Below are 18,034 nucleotides of genomic sequence, written 5' to 3' on the forward strand. Positions count from 1 at the left end.
CCCCCGCCGCGCCGGCCGCGCCGGCCGACGCCGGGGCGCGGGGCGGCGAGGAGGAGCCCGGCGTCCCGGACCGGGCGGCAGCGGCCGGGGCGGGGGCCGCGAAGGATGCCCATGTGGGTGACTCCGTACGGGTGCAAGGACAGGAGGTGGGTCGACACCTGCAGGTGGTGCTCGCCGCGTTCGTCGACCCCGCCGTCAGCGTCGAGCCGAACTACGCGCCGCCCGCGGGGAAGCGCTGGGTGGCCGCCTCGATGTCGTTCGTCAACGTCGGCGGGGCCTCGTACGGGGCGCTCGGGCGCATGTGGGCGTACGACGGCGCGGGCAAGCGCCACCCGGTGGTGCGCACCGGGGAACTGACGACCGGAAAACCGCTCGTCTTCGATTCCCTCGCCGTCGGTGAGCGGGCGGAAGGCTGGGTGGTGTTCGAGATTCCGGAAAACCAGCGCATTGTGCGGCTCCAGTATCAGGACGCGAACACGCGGCCGAATTCCGGAGGGGGATTCTGGGCCGTGTAGCCCGCGCGGGTGAAAGGCCGTGAAAGGGCCGGGCGGGAGAGCACTAAGGTGCGGCGCATGACTTCAACGCAAGCCGAAATCGACCGCTCCCAGCTCGGCACCCTTTCCGTCCTCGCCTGGATCGGTGACCCCTCCGAGGGCCACGACGTCCCGTACCTCATCGCCTACACCCTCGGCGACGGCCCGCAGGGCCGGGAGGGCGGCGAGGCGGCCGCCCGCGGGCTGCTGGAGGAGATCGGTCTGCAGATCGGCGACGTCGTCATGGACGGCACGCGCAACCCGCGGGCCTTCCCCGTGCAGATCCTGCTGGCCGACGACCAGATCGCGCTGACCATGCCCGGCCTGAACGCCACCTGCACCGCCCCGCCGGAGTGGGTCGCCGCCGCGAACGAGAGCGGGCAGGCCTACTTCCTGTTCGCCACCCGCGCCTGGCCCGAGGCCGTCCCGGGCCAGCCCGTGGCGCCGGAGCTGCTCCAGGGCTTCGCCGGGGACGAGGCGGTGCTGACGAGCAGCGCCCACTGCGTCCTCGCCGTGCAGAGCCTGCAGAAGTAGCCGCGGCGGCGGCGCCCGCCGTCGCGCTCCGGCCGCCGGGCCCCCAGCCTGCCCGGCGGCCGGCCCCTTCGCCCGGCCGCCCCCTCGCGTCAGGGACGTTCGAAGGCGAAACGCAGCGAACGGACGCGGTTGTCGAAGTTCGAACCGGCCAGATCCGGCAGCCCCACCGCCCGCAGGCCCACCGGCCGGGTCAGCAGCTCCCGGAACAGGGCCTTCATCTCCACCCGGGCCAGATGGGCGCCCAGGCAGAAGTGCGGCCCGCCCCCGCCGAACCCCAGGTGCGGGTTGGGCGAGCGGGTGATGTCGAACGAGTCCGGGTCCGGGAACACCGCCTCGTCGCGGTTGGCGGACGCGTAGTACAGCACCACCTTGTCCCCCGGCACGAACACGTGCCCGCGCAGGGTGTGCTCCGCGGTGACCGTCCGGCGGAACTGGATGATCGGCGTCGAATGGCGGATCATCTCGTCCACCGCGCCGTCCGCGTACTTCTCGAAGTCCGACAGCAGCAGGTCCCGTTGGGCCGGAAAGTCCGTCAGCAGGGCCAGACCGTGGGTGATGGCGTTGCGGGTGGTCTCCACCCCCGCCACCATCAGCAGGCTGAAGAAGGCCCCCAACTGGCGGGCGCCGAGCGCCTGCCCGTCCACGTTCGCGCACACCAGCGCCGAGATCAGGTCGTCGGACGGGTTCCGCCGCCGCTCCCGCCCGATGCCCGCCACCATCCGCTGCATCCGGGCCAGCGCCCGCAGCCCCCGCCCGGGCATCCGCAGCCGCGATGCCAGACCGCGCTCCACACCGATGTTCTCCGAGGCGTGGTTGACCCGGTCGGCGATCTCCGCCCGGTAGCGCTCCGGGATGCCCATCATGTTGCAGATGACCTCCAGCGGCAGCCGCGAGGACACCGCCGAGACGAACTCGTCGGGCCGGTGCTCCAGGACGTCGTCCACGATCCGGGCCGCGACCGCGTGGATGTCCGCCTCCGCGGCCGCCAGCAGCCGGGGCGTGAACGCCCGCTGCACGATCTTCCTCAGCTGCGCGTGGTCGGCGCCGTCCAGGTTGACCATCGAGTCCCCGAACAGGGCCCGCACCCACCGGGCCGGCTCCGGCGTGGTGACCCCGGGAGCGCTCGCGAACACCTTGGGCAGCCGGCTGGCCTCCTGCACGTCCGCGTGGCGCACCAGGGCCCAGTGCCCGGTGCGGCCGCCGCCCTCCGGGACGAACACGGGGGAGTCCAGGGCGCGCAGGCGGGCGAAGGCCGCGAGGCGCTCGGCCGGCGGCCGCTGCCAGAATCCCGGCTCGGCCAGTTCCCCGCCGGGGCCGGATCCGAGTCGCTGCGAGGGGAGTGTCATCCGAGGTGCCTCTCTGCTGTCGCCCGTCACCGTGGCGTCCTGCGCTGGAGAACGGTGCCGGCGCCGCGCGGGTGACGGTCGCCGCGCCCCCGGCCTCGGACGACCTCAGACGGCGTCCGGCACCGGACGCACCGTGAGAGCCGTCCCGACCGCCACCGCGGCGGCCGCGACCAGGCCCGCGTACAGGACGGCGTACGCACCCGTCCAGGTACTGGCGAGGATCGCCAGCGCGCACAGCGGCAGCACCAGCTGCTGGGCGGCGCCCCGCTTGAAGTGCCGCGAGTGCAGCAGCCACACCGTCAGCAGGAACACCGCCGCCGGCACCGTCACGGCCGCGTTCGCCGCCACCTGCGAGATGTGCGCCTGGCCGACCGCGTGCTCCACCGCCACCTCGATGCCCGCCCCGATCGCCGCACCCGAGGCGAAGATCGCCAGATGGCCGTAGCCCCACGGGATGGCCTCCCGGTTGGAGTTCAGCCGCTCGTGCACCGGCACCGCGAAGTAGATCCACCACGCGGCGAAGACGATCAGCAGCCCGCCCGCCGCGATCGGCAGCAGCACCCCCAGCGCCTCGTGTTCGTCGATCGCCGACTTCACCGCCACCGTGCTCGCGGCGATCGTCTCGCCCAGCACGATGATGGTGAACAGGCCGTACCGCTCCGCGATGTGGTGGGCGTGCCACGGCGTCTGGTGCCCGTGCTCCGCCCACACCGGCACCATCAGCTCGGCCGCCACCAGCACCAGGAACAGCCAGCGCTTCCAGCCGTCCGGTGCGAACAGCAGCGCCACCCAGCCCGCCTGGCACACCAGCAGCCCGGCCGCGTACTTCAGCGCGGCGGTCCGTGCCGCCCCGCTCTCCCCGGCAGCGGCCCGCAGCCACTGCGCCGTCAGCGCCACGCGCATGATCAGGTAGCCGATGACGGCCACCGTCCAGTCGTTGTCGTTGAAGGCCCGGCTCACCCCGGCCGCGTAGACGAGCACCCCGGCGATCTGCACCAGCGTCGTGATCCGGTACGGCACGTCGTCGCAGTCGTAGGCGGAGGCGAACCAGGTGAAGTTCATCCACGCCCACCACACGCCGAAGAAGACGAAGAGGTAGCCGACCACCCCGCTGCCCGGGTGCCCCTCCACGAGCGCGTGCACCAGCTGCTGGCCCGCCTGCGCGATCGCGACGACGAAGCAGAGGTCGAAGAAGAGCTCCAGCGTCGTCGCGGTCCGGTGGCCCTCGACGCGGCTGCGGGCGGTCATCGGCACGTACGTCATACCGCCCAGCACACCAGGGCCCCGCACCGTGACGGCCGAGGCGCGCGGCCCGCGGGGCACGGGTACCCCGGGCGGACGCGGGCACCGGCGGACCGGCCAACGCACCTCCCGCGGCGGGACCTTGTCCCGCCGCCCACACGACGTTCGCCCCTGCCGCGCGCCGCCCGCGCGGGCAGAGCCTGGAAGGGTCACCACCCTCCCCGACGTTCAGGACGACGCCATGAGCACCGCAACCCAGCAAGCGCCGGAGGTACCGGCCGACCCGGCGCAGTACCGCCCGGGCCGCGCCATCACCGCACCGGCACGTCCCCGGGCTCCGCCGGCCCCGGCAACGGAAAGGTGGCCGCGGCCAAGGCGGTCTTCGCCGCCCGCGGAGTGCGGGCCGTATGCCCCGTTCGGAACAACCGGAAAGTCCGTATAGCGGGCTAAAACGGTATGGACCACCTAGCGTGGTGCTGTGTCCGAGCCCACCGAAGCACTCGCCGCGCCCCCGCCGTCACCACACGGCGCGCCGCAGCCCCCGCCGCCGGCCGGCCGGTCCGTCCCCACACGGGCCACCCTGGCCGGCACGGCCGTACTGGTCCTGCTCGTCGCCGCCATCGTGCTCGGCAGCCGCCTTCTGCGGGACTTCGACCGCGCCCTGCCGGCCTACGCGGTCGCCATCGTCTTCCTGGCCTTCGGGGTGACCCACCGCCACACCGTCTGGAGCTCCGCACCCGCTGCGCGCCGCCCTCTTCGCCAAGGGCTTCGGCAGCCTCTTCCCGGCCGCCAACGCGGCCTCCCCGGTCGTCGCGAGCTTCGCGCTGCCGTCCGGCGGCGACCAGGGGAGCTTCCGGCCCTTCTTCGCAGTTTTCCCGGCGGCTTTCACCTGCTCCGGACCGGGCAACGGATCGACCTTCCGGCAGATCTCGGTGATCTTCCGCGAGCAGCACATGCGCCAAGCGGTGGAGCAGGGCCCCGAGGCGCAGGCGGCCGCGCTGAAGAAGTCGGAGAGGGAAGCGGGCGCCGTCACCGGCTTCTCGTCCGCCATCGCCGCCTACGGCTTCTTCTTCATCCCGGCCATGTTCGCGGCCACGGCCGTCACGAGCGCCCTGTGGCTGTTCATCGGCTTCTACGCGACCTGTCTCGCGGTCTGCTGGTGGTTCTACGCCCGTAAGGGCGCGGAAGCCCCCAGCTGACGAAAGCCGCGACAGGGGCCCGGACGGGGGCCTGAGCCCCGTCCCGGGCCCGCGCCCGGGCCGGGCCCGGCCGTACCCTTGAGCCATGAGCACCGCCGCCTCCCCCGACCCGCAGCCCTCCGAGCCCGCAGCCGGGACACAGGCCCCCTCCAAGCCGGCCCCGAAGCCGAGGCCGAAGCTGGTCTTCGACGACCCGCTCGACCGGCAGTCCTCGGACGACACCGACCGGGGCTGGGGCGAGCGGCCGCCCGCCGGCGGAAGCGCGGCCGACCTGGCCCGCTTCCTCGACGAGAAGCCCCCGCACCACATCTGATCCGCCGCGGCGGTCAGACCGCGTCGCGGGCTCCCGGGGTCCTGGCGCCCTCCCCGTTCCCGCTGCGCTGCGCGACCAGCGTGTCGCGGATCTCCTTGAGCACTTCGAGCTCGGTGATCTCGATGGTCTCCTTCACGCCCTCCCTGGCCTTGCGGCGCGCTTCCTGCCGGGACAGGTACTTCGCCATCGGCAGGACCATCAGGAAGTAGACGACCGCGGCGGTGATCAGGAAGGTGAGCGTGGCGTTCAGGACCGAGCCCCACATGATGTTCACGCCGGTCGGCTCGCCCTTGGCGTCCACCCCACAGGGTGCCTTCAGGCACGAGGTGTAGACATCCAGGTTTTTGGTGCCGATGGCGCCCACGACCGGGCTGATGATGCCCTTCACGATCGAGTTCACGATGTTCGTGAACGCCGCGCCGATGACCACCGCCACGGCCAGGTCCACCACGTTGCCGCGCATCAGGAAGGCCTTGAAGCCCGCCAGTACGCTCTCCTTCTTCTCGCTCACGACTGAGCCTTTCTTCGTCACTGCTGTACACGGAGCCAACGGTTCCGAAAGCTACGGCAGTGATGGCACGCCATGTCCAATCCGTGCCCACACGCGGGCTACGTGACTGCACGCCAGTGCGAATCAGCACAACGTCACCGCCAGCCGTGCCACCGCGCCCGCCCCCACCAGGGCCTGCGCGGTCTCCCGGGGAACCGACAGGACCACCAGCGCCCCACCGTCTCCCGCACCCCCCTCCGGCGCCGGGACCTCGGCCACCCTGGCCCCCGCCGCGACCACCCGCGGCAGCCCGGCGCGCTCCGCCGCCACCACGTCCACCCGGTCACCGGGACGCAGCAGCCGCACCGTGGCCGCGTCCGCGATGCGCACCGGCGCCGACACCAGGCGCACCGCCGCGGGCGGCGGCTTCACCTCGGGCGGCGCCGCGCCCCGGGAGGCCCGCGCGTCCGCCCCGCCCACGGCCAGGGCGGCGGCCACCACGGCCAGCCCGGCCGAGGCGATCCGCCGCCGGCGGCGCACCGCGCGCCGCAGCCGCCCCCGGGCCCGGCCCACACGCAGCGGCGGGAACGGCGGCACGGGCCGCGCCGGTCGGCACCCGGAGGAGAGCGAGGGCGGGGAGGACGGCGAGGAAGAAAGCGGGGGAGGAGCCGGAGAGCCGGGGGAGTCGGGAGAGGCCGTGGACATGCTGATCACCGCCGAAGGGGTCGAGATCCGGTGTCCGGGTCCAGCGCCCGGACCCTCCCACGATCCGCCCCTTGGCCGAGGCCCGCTCCGGCCTGTGGACGATCCCCAGGTTGTGGACAACCTGTTCACCCACAGGGACCGGTACCCCGCCCGGCCGCTCAGGACCGGCCCGGCACCCGGCAGGCCTCCGAGAAGCCCTGGCTGGTCAGACCGAAGGCGCTGTTCACCCGCGAGCGCCAGTTCTCCAGGGCCACCACGGCGGTGAGCTCGACGAACGCGGCCTCGCCGAGCCGCGCGATGAGCCCGGCCGCCATCTCGTCGGTGACCGCCGGCTCGGTCTCGGTCATGGCCTCCGCGTACTCCATCACCAGCAGCTCCAGCTCGGTGAAGGCCTCCCGCTCCTCGCGCCACCGAGGCACCCGCTCGATCTTCTCCGGCGACAGGCCCAGCTCGTGGCCCTCCCAGTAGCCGAAGTCCATGCACCACGAGCAGTTGATCCGGGCGGCGCAGGCCATCACCGCGAGGTGCTTCAGCCCGGGGTCGAGCGCGGTCCACTTCGCCGCCCGCTGCTCCATCCGGACGTACGAGAACAGCACGCGCGCGTTGTGCCCGTACGCCTGGCCGGGGTCGAGCACCTTGCCGTAGGTCCGGCGCGAGTACCAGGCGCCGACGCGCGTGAGGAGGGTGCGGGGCGGGGTGAGCGAGATGCGCGGCATGGCGGCCTCTTCCACACGGGGGGTCCCGTCGACCCCTTCGCACAGGAGACAGGACGGCCCGGCGGAACGTGACACCTCCGGGGAAACGATTCCCCGCCCGGCGCCCTGGGCCGTGGCCCGCCAGGGGACACGGCCCGCCTCCAGGGCGCCTGGGGCCCGCCTCCAGCGCGCCTACGGCAGTTCGATGCCCAGGTCCCAGCCGTCGTGGGCGTGGGTGCACAGGCAGTCGCGGTCCTCGGTCGCCGGCAGGCCCGCCACCGCGTCGAACAGGACCTCGCGCAGCCGGCTGACGTTCTCGCCGAACACCTTCAGGACCTCGGTGTGCGAGACCCCCTCGCCCGTCTCCGCGCCCGCGTCCAGGTCCGTCACCAGCGCGATCGACGTGTAGCAGAGGCCCAGCTCACGGGCGAGGACCGCCTCCGGGTGCCCGGTCATACCGACCACCGACCAGCCGGCCGCCGCGTGCCACCGGGACTCCGCGCGCGTCGAGAAACGGGGACCCTCCACCACGACCATGGTGCCGCCGTCCACCGGCTCCCACTCCCGCCCGCGCGCCGCCGCGAGCGCCACCGAGCGCCCCACCGGGCAGTACGGGTCGGCGAAGGTGGTGTGGACGACGTTCGGGACGCTCCCGTCCGGCAGCGGCTCCCCGTCGAAGAAGGTCTGCGCGCGGGACTTCGTACGGTCCACCAGCTGGTCCGGGACCAGCAGCGTGCCCGGCCCGTACTCCGCCCGGAGGCCACCCACCGCGCACGGCCCCAGCACCTGCCGGACGCCGACCGAGCGCAGCGCCCACAGGTTGGCACGGTAGTTGATCTTGTGGGGCGGCACGGTGTGGCTGCGCCCGTGCCGCGGCAGGAACGCCACCTGCCGGCCGGCGAGCTCGCCCAGGTACAGGGAGTCGCTCGGAGGCCCGTAGGGGGTCTCGACCTGGATCTCGGTGACGTCCTCCAGGAAGGAGTAGAAGCCCGAGCCGCCGATTACACCGATCTCTGCGTTCACCATGCCGCCACCCTAACGGGGGACGCGAAAGGCCCCGCAGCCCAGGAGGGCGAACGGGGCCTCGGCGGAAGGCTGCGAGGTCAGGCGGCCGAGCTGGAGCTGCTGCTGCCCGCGCTGGAGGACGTCGAGGACGACGCGGCGGCCGGAGCCGAAGCGGTCGACGTCGTCGTGGACGACGAGGAGGACGACTTCGAGGCGGGCGTGCTGCTCGACGAGGCGCCGCGGCTGTCGTTCCGGTAGAAACCGGAGCCCTTGAACACGATGCCGACCGCGGAGAACACCTTCTTCAGGCGTCCGTCGCAGCTCGGGCACACGGTCAGCGCTTCATCGGTGAACTTCTGCACGGCCTCAAGGCCCTCACCGCACTCGGTGCACTGGTACTGGTAGGTCGGCACGAATTTCCTCCTGGCACTCTCACTCAATGAGTGCTAACGACGCTCCATGGTGACGTATTCCGGCGGATCAGTCCACCGTCACAGGCGTGCGGTGACCGATCCCACGCTCGGCCGTGCGCTCCCGCCCGCTGCGACCGGGCGCGGCGGCGGCCGGCTCGGACGAGTTCACGATGCGGCTCGCGGCGTTCGGAGCGAGCTTCGCGCGCAGCGCCACCAGGGTGGCCAGCGCCAGCGCGGTGGCCGCCAGCGGCACGAGGAACCCGTACGAGGACCCGTGCGCGTCCGTCAGGCGGCCGGCCACGATCACGGCGACGGCCTGCCCGAAGGCGACCGCGCCGGTCAGCCAGGTGAAGGCCTCGGTGCGCGAGGCGGCCGGGACCAGCTGCTCGATCATCGTGTAGCCGGTGATCAGCGCGGGGGCGATGCACAGGCCGACGGCCAGGCCGACCGCGCCCATCAGGAGGGCCGAGTTCACGGCCCACAGCACCGAGGCGGCGGCGGTCAGGCCGACGTAGCCCAGGATCAGGCGGCGGCGCGGGCCGATCTTCCAGGCGACGGCGCCCATGGTGATGCCCGCGATCATGTTGCCGGCCGCGAAGACGCCGTAGAGCAGGCCGTTGACGCCCGGGTTGCCGATCTCGCCGGCGAAGGCGGTGAGCGACACCTGCATGCCGCCGAAGACGGCGCCGATGCCGAGGAACGCGACGATCAGGACGCGCAGGCCGGGGAAGGACAGCGCCGAGGCGCGCTTCTCGCCGGTGGCCGCCGCCGGGGCCGCCTTCGGCTCGGTGGAGCGCTGCGCGGCGAAGAACAGGCCGCCGAGCAGGGTCAGGGCCGCCTCGGTGGCCAGGCCGGCCGCCGGGTGGACGCCGGTGCACAGCGCGGTGGCGAGCACCGGGCCGACGACGAAGGTGAACTCGTCGGTGACGGACTCGAACGCGGCCGCGGTCGGCAGCAGCGGGGAGCCCTCCAGCTTGACCGCCCAGCGGGTCCGGACCATGGGCCCGACCTGCGGGACGGAGGCGCCGGCCGGGACGGCGGCCAGCGCGAGCGCCCACAGCGGGGCGCCGAGCAGGGCCAGCGCGGTCAGGGCGGAGACCGCGCCGGCGTGCGTGAGGACGACCGGCACCAGGACGGCGCTCTGGCCGCGGCGGTCGGTGAGCTTGCCCATGACCGGGGCGAACAGGGCCATGGAGACGCCGGTGACGGCGGAGACGATGCCGGCGTCGCCGTAGGAGCCGGTGGCGTGCTGGACGAGCAGCAGGATGCTGATGGTCAGCATGCCGAAGGGCAGGCGGGCGGCGAAGCCGGGGAGGACGAAGGAGAGGGCGCCGGGAGTGCGCAGGAGCTGCCCGTAACCGGGTCGGGCGGACTTGTCGGTCGTGACCGCGGATGTCACGGCCTGGCCTTTCCGCTGCCTGGTAGAGCGTCCCCGTCTGCGGACGGCCGGCCGCCTTGTGAGCGGCCGCACCCGTACATGTGGGAGCCCCGAGAGCTGTCCTCTTGCGCAGAACCGAGTGATACCTGGGCGCCCACTGCGGGAGGGTGCCACGGCCGCTTTGCGGTCGCGCCAGCTCTGCGTCAGGCAGAGTTGGTTCGATGTGGTGTGCCTTCATCGTACAGGGCAATCCACTACCACGCCCTGTGATTACGGTGACAAGACATGTCTTCACCTGCGATTAACTGGAACTTCGCATTCCGACCCTCGGAAATAGGGGCAAGGCCGGATGCAAGCCACCGAAAATGGCTGATTTAGAATGTCGCTCTAACCGGAATCCGCCGCCCCGGGTGGCCCGTACGGCCACCCTCCGGTACCTAGAGTGACGTTCCGCCACCGGTGCCCAGCCACCCCGCGAGCTTGCCCCCGCGCGCCACCGCACGCAGCCTCGCCTCCGCCGCGTCCCGCACCGGATCCGTGGCCACCACCAGCAGCTCGTCCCCCCGGCGCAGCACCGTCGACGGCGCCGGCACGAAGCTCCTCGCGTCCCGGACCACCAGCGTGACCGACGCCCCGGCCGGCAGCCGCAGCTCGCCGACCTCCACGCCGTGCATCCGCGACGCCTCGGGTATCGCGAAGGAGAGCAGGTGTCCGCGCAGCTTCTCCAGCGGCGCCGACTCGATCCCCAGGTCGGCGGCGGCCTCGTCCGTCTCGCGCAGGTTCAGCTTGCGCGCCAGCCACGGCAGGGTCGGCCCCTGCACCAGCGTGTAGACGACGACGAGCACGAAGACGATGTTGAAGACCCGGTCGCTGCCCTCGATCCCCGTCACCATCGGGATCGTCGCCAGGATGATGGGCACGGCGCCGCGCAGCCCCGCCCACGACATCAGCACCTGCTCCGGCCACGCGACCCGGAACGGCAGCAGGCTGACGAACACCCCCAGCGGCCGCGCCACCATCGTCAGCACCAGTCCGATGATCACGGCGGGCCAGAAGTCCCCGGCCAGCTCGTGCGGCGTCACCAGCAGGCCCAGCAGCACGAACATGCCGATCTGCGCGATCCAGCCCAGCCCGTCCGCGAACCCCCGCGTGGCGGGCCAGTGCGGCAGCTTCGCATTGCCCAGGACCATCGCCGCCAGGTACACCGCGAGGAAGCCGGAGCCGTGCGCCATCGCGCCGGCCGCGTAGGCGCTCACCGCGATCGCCATCACGGCGATCGGGTACAGGCCGGAGGCGGGCAGAGCCACGTGCCGCAGCCCGTACGCCCCCAGGAAGCCCACCGCCAGGCCGATCGCGGCGCCGATCGCCAGCTCCAGCGCGATCTTGCCGACCAGGACGTACCAGGGGTCGACCGGCCCGGCCGCCGCGAAGGCCACCACCAGGATGACGACGGGCGCGTCGTTGAAGCCGGACTCGGCCTCCAGCACACCCGTCACGCGGGAGGGGAGCGGAACCTTCCGCAGGACCGAGAAGACCGCCGCCGCGTCGGTCGAGGAGACGACCGCGCCGATCAGCAGCGCCTGCCGCCATTCGAGTCCGACGAGGTAGTGCGCGCCGGCCGCGGTGACCCCCACGCTCACCGCGACGCCGACCAGCGACAGGACGACCGCCTGCGGCAGGGCCGGCCTGATCTCTTTCCACTTGGTGCCCAGACCGCCCTCGGCGAGGATGACGACGAGCGCGGCGTAACCGATGACCTGCGTCAGCTCGGCGTTGTCGAATACGACGTTGCCTATGCCGTCCTGGCCTATCGCGATGCCTATGCCGAGGTAGATGAGCAGGCTGGGGAGGCCGCTGCGTGAAGAGATGCGTACCGCCGCGACCGCGACGAGCAGCACGAGCGAGCAGACCAGCAGGAGCTCGTTGAGCGTGTGGACAGTCAGTGGGCGGCCCTTTCCTCAAAGCGCGTCCGGCGGAACGTTCCACCGGCGGCGTATTCGGCAAGTGCTTCGTTACCTTACCTAATCTTTGACGGACTCTTTACGCGATACCCACATTGTGAAACGGCGGTTCGCCCCTGTCCTACGGACCTTGACCCCTGGCGGATCACCGGAGGCGGTCCTGCGCCTATGGTTGCTCCCAGCACTCCCAGGACCACCCTGCCCCTCGAAGGACAGCGATGCCCGCCAAAGAATCCGGACCTTCCGTCAAGAAGAAGGGACGACGCGCACGCCTGCTCGTGCTCGTCTTGGTCCTGGCGCTCTTGGCGGGCCTCGGCTACGGCGCGTACTGGAGCGTGGACACCGTGCGCGCTTCGTTCCCGCAGACCACCGGCTCCCTCAAGGTCCCCGGCCTGACCGGGACCGTCGACGTCAAGCGCGACGAGCACGGGATCCCCCAGCTCTACGCCGACAACGACGAGGACCTCTTCCGCGCGCAGGGCTTCGTCCACGCGCAGGACCGGTTCTGGGAGATGGACGTACGCCGTCACATGACCTCCGGCCGGCTCTCGGAGATGTTCGGCTCCGGCCAGGTCGAGACCGACGCCTTCCTGCGCACCCTCGGCTGGCGCCAGGTCGCGCAGGAGGAGTACGACAAGAAGCTCTCGGCCGAGACGAAGAAGTACCTCCAGGCCTACGCCGACGGGGTCAACGCGTGGCTGAAGGGGAAGTCCGGCAAGTCCCTCTCCGTCGAGCACGCCGCCCTGAAGATCACCGACGGCTACAAGCCCGAGCAGTGGACGCCGGTCGACTCGGTGGCCTGGCTCAAGGCGATGGCCTGGGACCTGCGCGGCAACATGCAGGACGAGATCGACCGCTCGCTGATGTCGAACAAGCTCACGCAGGCGCAGATCGACGAGCTCTACCCGGCGTACCCCTTCGACCGGAACAAGCCGATCGTCGAGGGCGGCACCGTCGCGGGCGGCAAGTACGCGCCCCAGGGCACCACCGGCTCCACCACGACGGGCACCACCGGCGCGGGCACGGGCACCACCGGCACCGGCACCACCGGCACGGGCTCCACCGCGGGCACCGGCGCCACCGGCATGCAGGCCACCCCCAACGGCGGCGCCAACCCCGCCTCCGGCCTCGCCGACAACGCGAGCGCCCAGGGCGCGACCGTCGGCCTGCGCACGCAGCTGACCGCCCTCTCCAAGACCCTGGACGACATCCCGGCCATCCTCGGCCCCAACGGCAGCGGCATCGGCTCCAACTCCTGGGTCGTCTCCGGCAAGTACACGACCACCGGCAAGCCGCTGCTCGCGAACGACCCGCACCTGTCCCCGCAGCTGCCCTCGGTCTGGTACCAGATGGGCCTGCACTGCCGCGCCGTCTCGGCCAAGTGCCAGTACGACGTCGCCGGCTTCACCTTCTCCGGCATGCCCGGCGTCGTCATCGGCCACAACGCCGACATCGCCTGGGGCATGACCAACCTCGGCGCCGACGTCACCGACCTCTACCTGGAGCAGGTCCGCCCCGAGGGCTACGTCTACGACAACAAGGTCGTCCCCTTCACCACCCGTGAAGAGGAGATCAAGGTCGCCGGCGGCAAGAGCAAGAAGATCACCGTCCGCTCGACCAACAACGGACCGCTGATCTCCGACCGCAGCGACACGCTGGAGACCGTCGGCTCCCGCGCCCCCGTCCCGAGCTCGGCCCCCGACCGCGGCACCGGCTACGCCGTCGCCCTGCGCTGGACCGCCCTGGACCCGGGCAAGTCGATGGACGCCGTCTTCAAGATCGACCGCGCCAAGGACTTCCCGAGCTTCCGGGCCGCGGCCGCGGACTTCGAGGTCCCTTCCCAGAACCTGATCTACGCCGACAACAAGGGCCCCAACGGCAACATCGGCTACCAGGCCCCGGGCCGCATCCCGGTCCGCGGCCAGGGCGACGGCCGCATGCCGGCCCCCGGCTGGGACCCCAAGTACGCGTGGAAGGGCGGCCGCGACGGCAACGCCGGCTACATCCCGCAGAACGAGCTGCCCTGGGAGTACAACCCGCAGCGCGGCTACATCGTCACCGCCAACCAGGCCGTCACCGAGTCCGCGACCGGCACCGCGACCGGCAACACCGGCAACACCGGCAACACCGGCAATACCGGCAACACCCCCGGCACCGGCACGAGCGCCCCGGGCAGCGCGGCCGCCGCGGCCACCGCGGGCAAGTACCCGTACGTCCTGACCACCGACTGGGGCTACGGCGCCCGCAGCCAGCGGATCAACGACCTCATCGAGGCGAAGATCAAGGACAACGGCAAGATCTCCACCGACGACATGCGCACCATGCAGACGGACAACAGCAGTGAGATCGCCGCGCTGCTGACCCCGATGCTGGCCAAGATCCCGGTCTCCGACCCGGACGTGCGCTCGGCGCAGCAGCTGCTGGAGGGCTGGAACTACACCCAGGAGAACGACTCCGCGGCCGCCGCGTACTTCAACGCCGTCTGGCGCAACATCCTCAAGCTGGCGTTCGGCGACAAGATGCCGAAGGAGCTGCGCGTCGAGGGCAGCTGCATGAACGTCATCGAGGAGGGCACCGGCCCCAACGACGACCTCGCCAAGACGGTCCGCGAGTGCGGCACGCGCGGCCCCGACTCCGCGCAGCCCGACGGCGGCGACCGCTGGTTCGAGGTGGTCCGCCGGCTGGTCAAGGACGAGAAGTCGCCGTGGTGGACCGCCACCCCGAAGACCGTCCACGACAAGCCCATCAAGACCCGTGACGAGCTCTTCGCCCGGGCGATGGAGGACGCGCGCTGGGAGCTGACCGCCAAGCTCGGCAAGGACCAGTCGACCTGGAGCTGGGGCCGGCTGCACCAGCTGACCCTGAAGAACCAGACCATCGGCAAGGAGGGCCCGGGCTTCATGCAGTGGCTCCTCAACCGCGGCCCGTGGAACCTGGGCGGCGGCGAGGCCACCGTCAACGCCACCGGCTGGAACGCCTCCAGCGGGTACGACGTCACCTGGGTGCCGTCGATGCGGATGGTCGTCAACCTCAACGACCTGGACAAGTCGCGCTGGATCAACCTGACCGGCGCCTCGGGCCACGCGTACGACGGCACCTACACGGACCAGACGACCCTGTGGGCCAAGGGCGAGCTGCTGGACTGGCCGTTCGGGAAGGCCGCCGTCGACAAGTCGACAGTGGACACCCTGACGCTCAAGCCGTGAGCGACGGCGCGCACGGCCTGACCGCCACGACGTGATCAGGCCGTGAAGCGCACCACCCCCGACGGGGTGGCGACCGCCTGGACGGGGTGGTCGTGCGGTTCCTCCGGGACCCGCGCGACCACCTCTTCGTCGTAGAGGAGCACCACCAGCGCCGGATGCGCCCCGGCCCGCTCCAGCCGGGCCAGCACCCGGTCGTACGAGCCCCCGCCGCGCCCCAGCCGCATCCCGCGCCGGTCCACGGCCAGTCCGGGCAGCAGCACCGCGTCCGCCCCGGTGACGGCCTGCGGGCCAAGCGGCGGACCGGAGGGCTCCAGCAGCCGCATCTTCCCCGGGTGCGCGGCCTCGGCCAGGCTGTCCGGGCCCTCGTACGCCGCCCAGTCGAGGTCGTTGTCCGGCAGCAGCAGGGGCAGCAGCACGCGCTTGCCGGCGTCGCGCAACGCGTCGAGCAGCTCGCGCGTGCCGGGTTCCGCGCCGACGGAGACGTACGCCGCCACCGTGCGCGCGCCGGCCAGTTCCGGCAGTGCCAGCGCGGAGCGCGCGAGGGCGTGGGCCGCGGTGCGGCGCGACTCGGGGGACAAGGCCCGCCGGGCGGCGAGGAGTTCCCTGCGGAGGGAGGCCTTCTCGGGAGGGAAGGGCGGATTTCCGGACAGGCTCTCTACCACAGTTGGGTCACATTTCCTTTTCTATCGGGACAGAGTTGGATCTATTTACCGGAATCTGGTCGGGTGTTCGGTACGACCCACTATGGTTCTGCCCATGACTCAGTCGCACCCTGTGATCAAGAAAGCCGTCATTCCGGCAGCTGGCCTCGGTACCCGGTTCCTGCCGGCGACCAAGGCGACCCCCAAGGAAATGCTCCCGGTCGTGGACAAGCCGGCCATCCAGTACGTGGTCGAGGAGGCCGTGTCGGCCGGTCTCGACGACGTCCTCATGATCACAGGACGTAACAAGCGGGCCCTCGAAGACCACTTCGACCGCAACTACGAGCTGGAATCGGCCCTGACCGCCAAGGGCGACGACGACCGGCTGAAGAAGGTTCAGGAGTCCAGCGACCTCGCCACCATGCACTACGTCCGCCAGGGCGACCCGCGCGGCCTCGGCCACGCCGTCCTGTGCGCCGAGCCGCACGTCGGCGAAGAGCCCTTCGCGGTCCTCCTCGGCGACGACCTCATCGACCCGCGCGACCCCCTCCTGCGCCGGATGGTCGAGGTCCACGAGAACACCGGCGGCACTGTCATCGCCCTGATGGAGGTCGACCCCGCCCACGTGCACCTCTACGGCTGCGCCGCCGTCGAGACGACCGGCGAGGACGACGTCGTCCGCGTCACCGGCCTCGTGGAGAAGCCCGAGCCCGCCGAGGCGCCCAGCAACTACGCGGTCATCGGACGCTACGTCCTGCACCCCGCGATCTTCGGCATACTGCGGGAGACCGAGCCGGGCCGCGGTGGGGAGATCCAGCTCACCGACGCCCTGCAGAAGCTGGCCGCCGACGAGAGCGTGGGCGGCCCGGTGCACGGCGTGGTCTTCCGCGGCCGCCGCTACGACACCGGGGACCGGGGGGACTACCTGCGGGCCATCGTCCGACTCGCGTGCGAACGTGAGGACCTGGGCCCGGAGTTCCGCACCTGGCTTCACCGTTACGTCACGGAGGAGATGTAGCACCTTGAGCAGCAGAGCACCGCAGGACACCGGCCACCACCGCCTGTGGTCGGTGGACGAGCACCTCGCGGACGTCCTCGCAGCCGTCCGGCCGCTGGAGCCCATCGAACTCCAGCTGCTCGACGCCCAGGGCTGCGTCCTGGTCGAGGACGTCACCGTGCCCGTCGCCCTCCCGCCCTTCGACAACAGCTCCATGGACGGATACGCCGTCCGCACGGCCGATGTCCAGGGCGCGAGCGAGGAGTTCCCCGCGGTGCTCACGGTCATCGGCGACGTCGCGGCGGGCAGCGGTGAGCTGCCCACCGTCGGACCCGGCCAGGCCGCCCGCATCATGACCGGCGCCCCCCTGCCCCCCGGCGCGGAAGCGGTCGTACCGGTCGAGTGGACCGACGGCGGCACCGGAGGCGGCGCCGCCTCAGGGATGACCCCGGCCAGCGCCGCGCCCGAGGGCGCGGGCGGCGAGGTACGGGTCCACCGCGCGGCCGAGGCCCGGGCCCACGTCCGCGCCCGCGGCAGCGACGTCCAGGCCGGCGACCTGGCACTGGCCGCCGGCACGGTCCTCGGCCCGCCGCAGATCGCGCTGCTGGCGGCCATCGGCCGCGGCGCCGTACGGGTCCGCCCGCGCCCCCGCGTGGTCGTGCTGTCCACCGGCAGCGAGCTGGTCCAGCCGGGTGAGGCGCTGGCCTCCGGGACCATCTACGACTCCAACAGCTTCGCCCTGGCCGCCGCCGCCCGCGACGCCGGCGCCATCGCCTACCGCGTCGGCGCGGTCGCCGACGACGCCGACACGCTGCGCTCCACCATCGAGGACCAGCTGATCCGCGCCGACCTGCTGGTCACCACGGGCGGGGTCAGCGTCGGCGCGTACGACGTGGTCAAGGAGGCCCTGACCACCGCCGGCTCCGGCGACGGCGACGCGCCGCAGGCGGCCGGGGTGGACTTCCGCAAGCTCGCGATGCAGCCCGGCAAGCCGCAGGGCTTCGGCACCGTCGGCCCCGACCACACCCCCCTGCTGGCCCTGCCCGGCAACCCGGTGTCCTCGTACGTCTCCTTCGAGCTGTTCGTGCGTCCCGCGATCCGGGCCCTCATGGGGCTGCCGGCGTCGCAGGTCAGCCGGCCGAGCGTGCGGGCCGTGCTGAAGGCCGACGCGCCGCTGCGCTCCCCGGCCGCCCGCCGGCAGTTCCTGCGCGGGAAGTACGACCCCGTGGCGGGCACCGTCAGCCCGGTCGGCGGATCGGGCTCGCACCTGATCGCCGCCCTGGCGCACGCCGACTCGCTGCTGGTCGTCCCCGAGGACGTCACCTCGGTGGAGCCGGGCACCGAGCTGGAAGTCATCCCGCTCGGCTGACCGCGCG

17 protein-coding genes are annotated in these 18,034 nt (G+C 72.2%); 7 read left to right on the forward strand and 10 right to left on the reverse strand.

The window, feature by feature from the left end; translation table 11 throughout:
* Both WDV06_RS20785 and WDV06_RS20790 read left to right on the forward strand, forming a co-directional pair.
* Nucleotides 1-515: DUF4352 domain-containing protein (locus WDV06_RS20785; RefSeq protein ID WP_395511256.1), on the forward strand; the 515-nt coding region annotated here is incomplete at its 5' end.
* 57 nt (nt 516-572) lie between these two features.
* Nucleotides 573-1,067: a DUF5949 family protein gene (locus tag WDV06_RS20790; protein ID WP_395511257.1), complete on the forward strand. Its 495-nt coding sequence runs from the start codon at nt 573-575 to the stop codon at nt 1,065-1,067.
* Between the two features lie 89 nt (nt 1,068-1,156).
* Here WDV06_RS20790 and WDV06_RS20795 read toward each other — a convergent pair whose 3' ends face one another.
* Both WDV06_RS20795 and WDV06_RS20800 read right to left on the reverse strand, forming a co-directional pair.
* Nucleotides 1,157-2,413 (reverse strand): cytochrome P450, encoded by a 1,257-nt coding sequence (locus WDV06_RS20795; RefSeq protein ID WP_395511258.1) that lies wholly within the window; start codon nt 2,411-2,413, stop codon nt 1,157-1,159.
* Nucleotides 2,414-2,518: 105 nt separating this feature from the next.
* Nucleotides 2,519-3,676 (reverse strand): low temperature requirement protein A, encoded by a 1,158-nt coding sequence (locus WDV06_RS20800; RefSeq protein WP_395511259.1) that lies wholly within the window; start codon nt 3,674-3,676, stop codon nt 2,519-2,521.
* Nucleotides 3,677-4,587: 911 nt separating this feature from the next.
* On the opposite strand from WDV06_RS20800, the gene WDV06_RS20805 reads away from it, so the two are divergent.
* Nucleotides 4,588-4,854 carry a hypothetical protein gene (locus WDV06_RS20805; protein ID WP_395511260.1) on the forward strand — a complete coding sequence of 89 codons (267 nt, stop codon included), beginning with the start codon at nt 4,588-4,590 and terminating at the stop codon, nt 4,852-4,854.
* Between the two features lie 85 nt (nt 4,855-4,939).
* A complete protein-coding gene (locus WDV06_RS20810; RefSeq protein WP_395511261.1) occupies nt 4,940-5,167 on the forward strand; it encodes a hypothetical protein in 228 nt (75 codons plus the stop codon).
* Nucleotides 5,168-5,180: 13 nt separating this feature from the next.
* On the opposite strand, the gene mscL is transcribed toward WDV06_RS20810, so the two are convergent.
* The 7 genes from mscL to WDV06_RS20845 form a co-directional block, all read right to left on the reverse strand.
* Entirely contained in the window at nt 5,181-5,678 is a 498-nt protein-coding gene (gene mscL, locus WDV06_RS20815) for a large conductance mechanosensitive channel protein MscL (protein WP_395511262.1), read from the reverse strand.
* 123 nt (nt 5,679-5,801) lie between these two features.
* On the reverse strand, nt 5,802-6,362 hold the full coding sequence (locus WDV06_RS20820) for a hypothetical protein (RefSeq protein ID WP_395511294.1): 561 nt from the start codon (nt 6,360-6,362) through the stop codon (nt 5,802-5,804).
* 158 nt (nt 6,363-6,520) lie between these two features.
* Entirely contained in the window at nt 6,521-7,078 is a 558-nt protein-coding gene (locus WDV06_RS20825) for a carboxymuconolactone decarboxylase family protein (RefSeq protein ID WP_395511263.1), read from the reverse strand.
* A gap of 171 nt (nt 7,079-7,249) precedes the next feature.
* Entirely contained in the window at nt 7,250-8,083 is an 834-nt protein-coding gene (locus WDV06_RS20830; protein ID WP_395511264.1) for an S-methyl-5'-thioadenosine phosphorylase, read from the reverse strand.
* A gap of 77 nt (nt 8,084-8,160) precedes the next feature.
* Nucleotides 8,161-8,475 (reverse strand): FmdB family zinc ribbon protein, encoded by a 315-nt coding sequence (locus WDV06_RS20835; protein WP_395511265.1) that lies wholly within the window; start codon nt 8,473-8,475, stop codon nt 8,161-8,163.
* Nucleotides 8,476-8,542: 67 nt separating this feature from the next.
* On the reverse strand, nt 8,543-9,874 hold the full coding sequence (locus tag WDV06_RS20840; protein ID WP_395511266.1) for an MFS transporter: 1,332 nt from the start codon (nt 9,872-9,874) through the stop codon (nt 8,543-8,545).
* 416 nt (nt 9,875-10,290) lie between these two features.
* Nucleotides 10,291-11,751, reverse strand: coding sequence for a potassium/proton antiporter (locus WDV06_RS20845; protein WP_395511267.1), 1,461 nt, complete (start codon nt 11,749-11,751; stop codon nt 10,291-10,293).
* A 281-nt stretch (nt 11,752-12,032) separates the two neighbouring features.
* Between WDV06_RS20845 and WDV06_RS20850 the strand changes: the two genes are divergently transcribed.
* Nucleotides 12,033-15,020 (forward strand): penicillin acylase family protein, encoded by a 2,988-nt coding sequence (locus WDV06_RS20850; RefSeq protein WP_395511268.1) that lies wholly within the window; start codon nt 12,033-12,035, stop codon nt 15,018-15,020.
* Nucleotides 15,021-15,055: 35 nt separating this feature from the next.
* Here WDV06_RS20850 and WDV06_RS20855 read toward each other — a convergent pair whose 3' ends face one another.
* A complete protein-coding gene (locus WDV06_RS20855; RefSeq protein WP_395511269.1) occupies nt 15,056-15,682 on the reverse strand; it encodes a 5-formyltetrahydrofolate cyclo-ligase in 627 nt (208 codons plus the stop codon).
* Nucleotides 15,683-15,776: 94 nt separating this feature from the next.
* Here WDV06_RS20855 and galU point away from each other — a divergent pair, with 94 nt between their 5' ends.
* Together galU and glp are read left to right on the forward strand one after the other, a co-directional pair.
* Entirely contained in the window at nt 15,777-16,679 is a 903-nt protein-coding gene (galU, locus tag WDV06_RS20860) for a UTP--glucose-1-phosphate uridylyltransferase GalU (protein WP_395511270.1), read from the forward strand.
* A gap of 4 nt (nt 16,680-16,683) precedes the next feature.
* On the forward strand, nt 16,684-18,027 hold the full coding sequence (gene glp, locus WDV06_RS20865; RefSeq protein ID WP_395511271.1) for a molybdotransferase-like divisome protein Glp: 1,344 nt from the start codon (nt 16,684-16,686) through the stop codon (nt 18,025-18,027).
* Nucleotides 18,028-18,034: the final 7 nt, after the last annotated feature.

The organism is Streptomyces racemochromogenes (assembly GCF_044129415.1).
GTDB classification, from domain to species: domain Bacteria; phylum Actinomycetota; class Actinomycetes; order Streptomycetales; family Streptomycetaceae; genus Streptomyces; species Streptomyces racemochromogenes_A.